The sequence below is a fragment of the Thermococcus sp. genome (genome assembly GCF_015523185.1).
Taxonomy (GTDB): Archaea; Methanobacteriota_B; Thermococci; order Thermococcales; family Thermococcaceae; genus Thermococcus.
In genome coordinates this window covers 1-6,382 of record NZ_WAKV01000002.1, presented here as the reverse complement: position 1 = coordinate 6,382, position 6,382 = coordinate 1, and the positions used below count along the sequence as shown (strand labels likewise).

General features: G+C 50.5%; 9 protein-coding genes. 5 read left to right on the top strand and 4 right to left on the bottom strand.

Annotated elements, in window-relative coordinates; genetic code table 11:
• A partial coding sequence (locus F7B33_RS00070; protein WP_297072411.1) for a DUF2101 family protein occupies positions 1-138 on the top strand: 138 nt, incomplete at its 5' end.
• On the opposite strand, the gene F7B33_RS00065 is transcribed toward F7B33_RS00070, so the two are convergent.
• Positions 93-368, bottom strand: coding sequence for a TonB-dependent receptor (locus F7B33_RS00065; protein WP_297062937.1), 276 nt, complete (start codon positions 366-368; stop codon positions 93-95). The genes F7B33_RS00070 and F7B33_RS00065 overlap by 46 nt on opposite strands.
• 128 nt (positions 369-496) lie before the next feature.
• On the opposite strand from F7B33_RS00065, the gene snatA reads away from it, so the two are divergent.
• Positions 497-1,147: a neutral amino acid NAAT transporter SnatA gene (gene snatA, locus F7B33_RS00060; RefSeq protein ID WP_297072405.1), complete on the top strand. Its 651-nt coding sequence runs from the start codon at positions 497-499 to the stop codon at positions 1,145-1,147.
• 49 nt (positions 1,148-1,196) lie between these two features.
• On the top strand, positions 1,197-1,475 hold the full coding sequence (locus F7B33_RS00055; protein ID WP_297072409.1) for a family 4A encapsulin nanocompartment shell protein: 279 nt from the start codon (positions 1,197-1,199) through the stop codon (positions 1,473-1,475).
• Here F7B33_RS00055 and F7B33_RS00050 read toward each other — a convergent pair.
• The 3 genes from F7B33_RS00050 to F7B33_RS00040 all read right to left on the bottom strand — a co-directional run bounded on the left by F7B33_RS00050 (position 1,459) and on the right by F7B33_RS00040 (position 3,452).
• Positions 1,459-2,382 (bottom strand): triphosphoribosyl-dephospho-CoA synthase, encoded by a 924-nt coding sequence (locus F7B33_RS00050; RefSeq protein WP_297072403.1) that lies wholly within the window; start codon positions 2,380-2,382, stop codon positions 1,459-1,461. The two genes, F7B33_RS00055 and F7B33_RS00050, sit on opposite strands and share 17 nt — an antisense overlap.
• A gap of 44 nt (positions 2,383-2,426) precedes the next feature.
• The gene (gene pfpI / locus F7B33_RS00045) at positions 2,427-2,927 is read right to left on the bottom strand and encodes a deglycase PfpI (protein ID WP_297062932.1); all 501 of its coding nucleotides are present in this window, start codon (positions 2,925-2,927) and stop codon (positions 2,427-2,429) included.
• A gap of 69 nt (positions 2,928-2,996) precedes the next feature.
• Positions 2,997-3,452 (bottom strand): Lrp/AsnC family transcriptional regulator, encoded by a 456-nt coding sequence (locus F7B33_RS00040; RefSeq protein ID WP_297072406.1) that lies wholly within the window; start codon positions 3,450-3,452, stop codon positions 2,997-2,999.
• 115 nt (positions 3,453-3,567) lie between these two features.
• Between F7B33_RS00040 and F7B33_RS00035 the strand changes: the two genes are divergently transcribed.
• Positions 3,568-4,734, top strand: coding sequence for a GTP-binding protein (locus F7B33_RS00035; RefSeq protein WP_297072402.1), 1,167 nt, complete (start codon positions 3,568-3,570; stop codon positions 4,732-4,734).
• A 117-nt stretch (positions 4,735-4,851) separates the two neighbouring features.
• Positions 4,852-6,330 (top strand): FAD-dependent oxidoreductase, encoded by a 1,479-nt coding sequence (locus tag F7B33_RS00030; RefSeq protein WP_297072400.1) that lies wholly within the window; start codon positions 4,852-4,854, stop codon positions 6,328-6,330.
• Positions 6,331-6,382 lie beyond the last annotated feature (52 nt).

The window sequence follows — 6,382 nt, the reverse complement described above, 5'->3', positions numbered from 1 at the left end:
GATGCCGAACCGGGAAGAGTTGTTAAGGTTCTCGTTGAGAACCGGGCTTTTAGAGGGGCGAGGCCAGTGAGGATACTAGAAATTTATCTTTCTCAGTCCTCCCAGAGCTCAACGGAGCCAAAGAATGCAACCGAGTGAAGAACCAGCAGGTATATAGAGTGGTGAGGCTCTATCAGGTTAGTCTTGGCAAAGCCCATTCCCTTTTTCTCTATAATTAGGGGCTCGACGAGAGGATGGCCCGGATTGAGCACGAGGTAGTTCTTCTCAACTTCAACCTCGTAGCCTATGCCATAAGCCACCCTTTTCACTAGCTCTCTAAAGCCACTCCATCTGACGATATTAGTTTTGTAATGGATTGAATGTCCCATGACATCACCAAAATCTGTAATTTAAAAACCTTAATAAGTTTTTCTGATTATAAAACTACAAATAGAAAAAACTACTAAAAAACCACTAAATTTTTAAAGTCCCTTCCTCGTGCTCGGTTGGTGATGAGATGATAGACATCATAACTTTCCTTAAAAATCTCATATTGCTCTACGGTGGCTTGTTTGCGATAACAAACCCTATTGGAGCCGTTCCTGTCTTCTTGAGCGTTACCCATAACCTAAGTTTGGGGGAGCGAAGGGATATTGTCACAAAGACGGCAGTAACTGTCATTGTTACCCTCCTCGTTTTCGCCTTAATCGGCCAGTGGATCTTCCGCTTCTTCGGTTCGAGCGTCGATGCCTTCGCAATAGCAGGTGGGATTCTTCTCTTCAGGATGGCCATGGACATGCTCTCTGGAAGGCTTTCTTCGGTCAAAATAAGCAGAGAAGAAACGGAGGAGTTCGACGAGGACGTGGTAACCCTTGAGGAAGTTGCCATAATCCCCCTGGCCATTCCCCTTATTTCCGGTCCCGGTGCTATAACAACGGTCATGCTCTATATGGCGAAGGCCGGAACTTTTTCGGAGAGAGTTGCTGTCTTGATAACAATAGTTCTCATAGGTATCACGGTCTGGCTCGTTCTCTGTTCGGCAAACGTGATAAAGACCCGTCTCGGTAGGGTTGGTATAAAGGTCCTGACCAGAATGATGGGTCTAATTCTCACTTCCATGGCAGTCCAGATGATTATAAACGGCATTAAAGGGGCTTTTGGTCTTTAATTTCCAAAACCCTTAAAGCATTGATTTCCAAGCAGGAATGGTGTTGAAAATGCGCGGGGATTTGATACGAGTTCTCAGCTTGGTTGAGGAGAAGGCAAACGAGCTCAAGCTGGATGGTTTTGAGCCCGACGTTGTTCTTGTTGGCAGAAAAGCCTACGAGTTCATAAAGGCTCAGGTAAACGAGGAATTCGGTGGCGACGAGGAAGTTCTTGAGTTGTCTGGGCTAAGGGTTAGAATACTCGATGAGCTTGGAAATGACGCTGTCGTTATCGACAGTAAAGCCCTCGGCTACGCTCCAGCTGCAAAACGTTTCACCGTCGTGATGTGACCAGCCAGGCCTTTCCGTTCCTCATTTCGACCCTTGCACCTCTTAGAAAGAGGAGGCTTAGCGAAACTGCCGTAATGTCCGCCAAACTGCCCGGGTTCCTAAGGTCGCCTTTTTCCCCCATAAACTCCTCAAACGCTTTCAAACTCAACCTTCCATCCCGAACCTCCCGGGCTTTGTCCATGACGAGCTCTGCTTCGCCCCTTCCGGCCTTTCTGAGGATTAATGTATCGATATTCTCAGAGAGAAGTTCTATGAAAACACTGAGGATTGCTTCTTCCAACGGTGATGGAAGCTCCTCTGCTATTCTCGAAAACGTTCTGTACGTGAGCTCGTAACCATTGACCCACTCCCCGAAGACGAGCTCTCTCTCGGCGCTCATCTTCGCCAGTTCCAGGAGGTTTATCCTGTCCCTGAAGAGTTCCTCAAATGCTTTGTCGGAATATACGTCGTACTTCACACCGCTTGGCAGGCCCTTTGGGTTCGCCGTTCTTATGGCCTTATAGAGCTCCATGGTATCCCTTACCGTTGATTCCTCGATGAGTAGCTTTGCTTTTTCCCTGCCTTCCTTGATTTTCTTCGTTAGAGCCAAGCCCATGATTAGGGGAATCGAGAGGACTATAACTCCAAAGTTAGGATTTGCATCCTGAACCCTTTTCGTTGCCTCTACCCCTCTCCTTATGAGCTCTCCGATTCCGGCCTCGTTTGGCCTCAAAAGGCCGGAGCGTATGGACTCGGCCCTCTTCACAGCTTCATGATAGATACTCCCCAGGGCTGGATATGCAACGAGGAAGTTGTAGATGCTCAAATCCTCAAAATCCCTCTTCCTGCTCACGTTCCCAGGTTTTGGAACCGTAGCCTCGACTAATGGCCCCGTCAGAAAAGCCCTTATCAGCTCCCACCGGTTCATCATTTCACCGGGGGAAAAAGGGAGAGAAGGCTTAAAACGGTTTCTCATCGGAGCAGTTTAACGAACTCCCTCATCCAGGCGTACAAATCTCCAGGATGCCTTGAGCTGACCCAGTTGCCGTCAACGACTACTGGTTCGTCAACCCACTCGACGCCTGCATTTATCATGTCGTCCTTTATTCCAGCATAGCTCGTTCCTTTCCTCCCCTTCAGCACTCCTGCGGAGATTAGTATCTGTGGCCCGTGGCAGATTGTCGCGACTGGCTTTCCGTCCTCGAACATCTTTTTGGCTATTGAGACTGCCTTATCGTTGAGCCTGACCCTTTCCGGTGCTCTGCCTCCAGGAAGGACGAGGGCATCAAACTCGTCTGGGTCAACCTCGTCGAAGGCGAGGTCAACGTTCACGGTGTAGCCGTGCTTTCCAATAATCCTTCCGCGCTCGAAGCTCGCTATATAAACCTCGTGGTTTTCTTCTTTGAGCCTGTGGAGCGGATAAATCAGCTCAACGTCCTCGAATTCGTTCGCGCTGAGAAACATAACCTTCATTCTACCACCCCCTAAGCGTTCAAAGGAGAATAGCATCGGCAACTTATAACCCTAACTGGGCAAAAATGTTCAAAGGGGAAGCTCAGTCGTTTCCTTATGGGTCTTCAGGACAACCATCGTGTGGGTTGATTCGACACCGTCGATGCTTCCAATCTTGTCCAAGAACTCGTTGAGTTCCTCGCTACTCCTCGTTCTAATCTTGACAAGCATGTCGTAGTCGCCAGTTGTTTCGTAAACCTCGCATATCTGGGGGTACTTTTTGAGCTCGTCTGCGACGTGACCGTACATTCCGGCGCGGGCTTTTATGAGGATGAAGGCGAGGATTTTAAAGCCCAAGGAATCAGGGTCGAGTATAACTGTGAACTTTTTTATTACCCCTCTGTCTTTGAGTTTCTTTATTCGTTCGTAAATAGTTGATTCGGCAAGGCCAACTTCCTTGGAAATCTCACGAAGGGGTGTTCTGCTGTTTCTCTGAAGTATCATGAGTATCTTTCTATCAATATCATCTAGACCACTTCTCGACATATTCATCACCGACGTGGAAAATTTTCGATAGTCCTTATAAATTTGCCGATTCAAAATAACCATACGTTTATAAAACGCCGTTCGTCTTTTAGTTCCGGGCCGGGGGTGAGCAGGAATGCCAACGAACGTGACGGCAGAGTATCTAGCAGCTGAGGAGGAATACAGGAACGCAAAGACTATTCCAGAGAAGATTCGCGCCCTTGAGAAGATGTATGCCACCGTTCCGAAGCACAAGGGGACGGAGAAGCTCAGGCTACACATAAAGAGAAAACTGGCCGAGCTAAGAAAAGAGCTTGAGAAACAGAGACAGCTCAGGAAGGGCGGTGGCGGGCCTTCAATGGCCGTGAGAAAGGAAGGGGCCGCCCAGATAGTTCTCGCCGGTTTGCCAAACGTCGGCAAAAGCTCCCTCATGAGGGCCCTTACCAACGTTGAGGCAGATGTCGCTGACTACGCCTTTACAACCGTCCAGCCCATCCCTGGGATGATGCACCACAAGGACGTTCAGATTCAGCTCGTTGAGGTTCCGGGTCTGGTTGAGGGGGCAGCGCTCGGAAAAGGAATGGGGCCCCAGCTGTTGAGCGTCATAAGGAACGCCGATGCAATAGCCATCGTGGTTGACCTCTCCCAGGACCCGCTCAAGCAGATGGAAATCCTCCTCAGGGAGTTCGAAAGGGCCGGGATAAAGGTCAACAAGAGGAAGCCTCGGGTCGAAATAAAGAGGACTGCCATGGGTGGAATAGTAATCAACGGTCAGGAGAACATCAAGGGCGACATAAACGAGGTCATGAAGATGCTCCGCGAGGAGAGGATTCACTCCGCCGAAATCACGGTCAAAGAACCGGTAACGCTGGAGGAGTTCGCCGATGCGATAGATGACAGCCTCGTCTGGAGGCGGGCGATAATCATAGCCAACAAGGGGGATGCTCCCGGGAGCAAGGAGAACTACGAGAAATTGGTGAAGGCCTACGGCGACCGCTTTAAGATAGTCCCCGTTTCTGCCAAGAAGGGCATAAACCTTGACAAACTCAAGGACGAGCTCTACGAGTTGGCTGGAATAATCCGCGTCTTCACGAAGAGTCCTGGGGAGGAACCTGCCTATCCGCCCGTTGCTCTCAAAAAGGGCTCAACTGTTATGGATTTGGCGGAAAGGATTCACAAAGACTTCGCCAAGAACTTCCGCTACGCGAGAGTCTGGGGTAAGAGCGTCAAGTTCCCCGGTCAGAGAGTTGGAGCAGACCACGTGCTTGAGGACGGAGATATAGTGGAGATTCACGCCAGATGATTAGTCTGTTCTGTTTTTTCTGCTCTCTGCAAGTTAAACCATTCTTGCACAACCCAATGTTTATAAGCATGGGTGTATAAAGTCGAACGCTGGCCGTAAAATTTTCGGGGTGGTCATATGAGACAGCTTGACCTGACCGAGAAGGATCCTTCTAAGAAAATCACGATTTACTTCGAGGGAGAGCCCTACGAGGCTTATGAGGGCGAAAAGTTCCCCGTGGCTATGCTTGCTAACGGCGTTTACTGGCTCACAACTAGTACTGAGGGCAGACACCGCGGGGCGTTTACCTTCGGCCCGCTTCCAGTTAAGGTGAACGGTGTCAAGAACGTCAACGGCAGGAAGCTCACTCTTAAGGACGGCATGAGGATTGAAAGACAACGCTATGACGAGTTCCAGGAGCAGGTTGAAATAGACGAGAACAAGCCCGTTCTCCGCTATGTCGTTGACGTTGCCGTCATCGGTGCAGGGCCAGCCGGGCTGGGCGTTGTTGAAGAAATTGGCGGAAAGCTTACCGTCGCGCTCATCGAGGAAAAGAGCTGGCTTGGAGGGGACATGTGGCTTAGGGGGGTTGAGCAGGAGGGCTTTGGAAACCCGAGGGAGGCAATAGAGAAGCTAACAAACTTCCCCGAGAACGTCAGGGTTTTCCTAAAAACCTCGGTCCTCGGTGTCTTTGACAAGGGCGAATACTTCCTTGTTCCTGCCGTTAGAAAAGACCAGCTGATAGAGTTCATGGCGAAGCGCGTTGTTTTAGCTACAGGTGCCGTTGATTCCATAATGCTCTTTGAGAACAACGATTACCCTGGAGTTTTCAGGAGGAGTGATGCCCTTGAGGTCATCAACGTCTGGAACGTTGCACCGGGCAAGAAGGTCGCTGTCGTTGGGGCCTTTCCGGAGGAGGTAACCGCCGAACTCGAGCGCTGGGGGATAGATTACATCATCGTTCCCAATCCAAAGCGCGTTGAAGGAAACGACAAAGTTGAGCGCCTCATAGACGAGAACGGCAACGTTTACGAGGTTGACGCCGTGATTATGGCCGATGGCAGGATTCCCGACATAAACCCAATAACGCAGGCCGGTGGGAAACTCTACTTTAAACGTGGCTACTACAGACCCGTCATAGACTCGAACCACAGAATCCGCGACGGAATCTACGTGGCAGGAAGTGCCATCAGCATAAAGCCCCACTACGCGAACTACCTTGAGGGCAAGCTCGTCGGGGCCTACATCCTCAGGGAGTTCGGCCTTGGGGCAGAACCCTGCATCTACGAGGAGAAGCTTAAGGAATACGAGCCGGTAGCGAGGCCGATTCCAAAGCTCCCGCTCGAAGGTTCCAACGCGGAGGACGTCCAGATATGTGGCTGTGGGGTTACGCTGAAGAAGGTGGATGACGTGGTGAGGAGTGGTATAACCGACCTTCAGATAATCAAGCGCTTAACTCATCTCGCGATGGGCTTCTGCCAGGGACGTTTCTGCCTCTTCAACGGAGCTTTACTTGTCTCACAGCGGAGCGGAACGCCGATGGACCGGCTTGACATACCCGTGGCCAGACCCCCTATAAAGAACGTCAAGATGAAAATAGTAGCAGGGAGGGATTGAAGATGCCGACGAGAAACCTTCCAGAGAGAAGCGAGATAACGGTCATCGGTGG

Excerpts from the sequence above, each read along its gene's own strand:
- F7B33_RS00050 (WP_297072403.1), bottom strand. The coding sequence starts at position 2,382 with ATGAACCGGTGGGAGCTGATAAGGGCTTTTCTGACGGGGCCATTAGTC.
- pfpI (WP_297062932.1), bottom strand. The coding sequence starts at position 2,927 with ATGAAGGTTATGTTTCTCAGCGCGAACGAATTCGAGGACGTTGAGCTG.
- F7B33_RS00065 (WP_297062937.1), bottom strand. The coding sequence starts at position 368 with ATGGGACATTCAATCCATTACAAAACTAATATCGTCAGATGGAGTGGC.
- snatA (WP_297072405.1), top strand. The coding sequence starts at position 497 with ATGATAGACATCATAACTTTCCTTAAAAATCTCATATTGCTCTACGGT.
- F7B33_RS00030 (WP_297072400.1), top strand. The coding sequence starts at position 4,852 with ATGAGACAGCTTGACCTGACCGAGAAGGATCCTTCTAAGAAAATCACG.
- F7B33_RS00035 (WP_297072402.1), top strand. The coding sequence starts at position 3,568 with ATGCCAACGAACGTGACGGCAGAGTATCTAGCAGCTGAGGAGGAATAC.
- F7B33_RS00055 (WP_297072409.1), top strand. The coding sequence starts at position 1,197 with ATGCGCGGGGATTTGATACGAGTTCTCAGCTTGGTTGAGGAGAAGGCA.
- F7B33_RS00040 (WP_297072406.1), bottom strand. The coding sequence starts at position 3,452 with ATGTCGAGAAGTGGTCTAGATGATATTGATAGAAAGATACTCATGATA.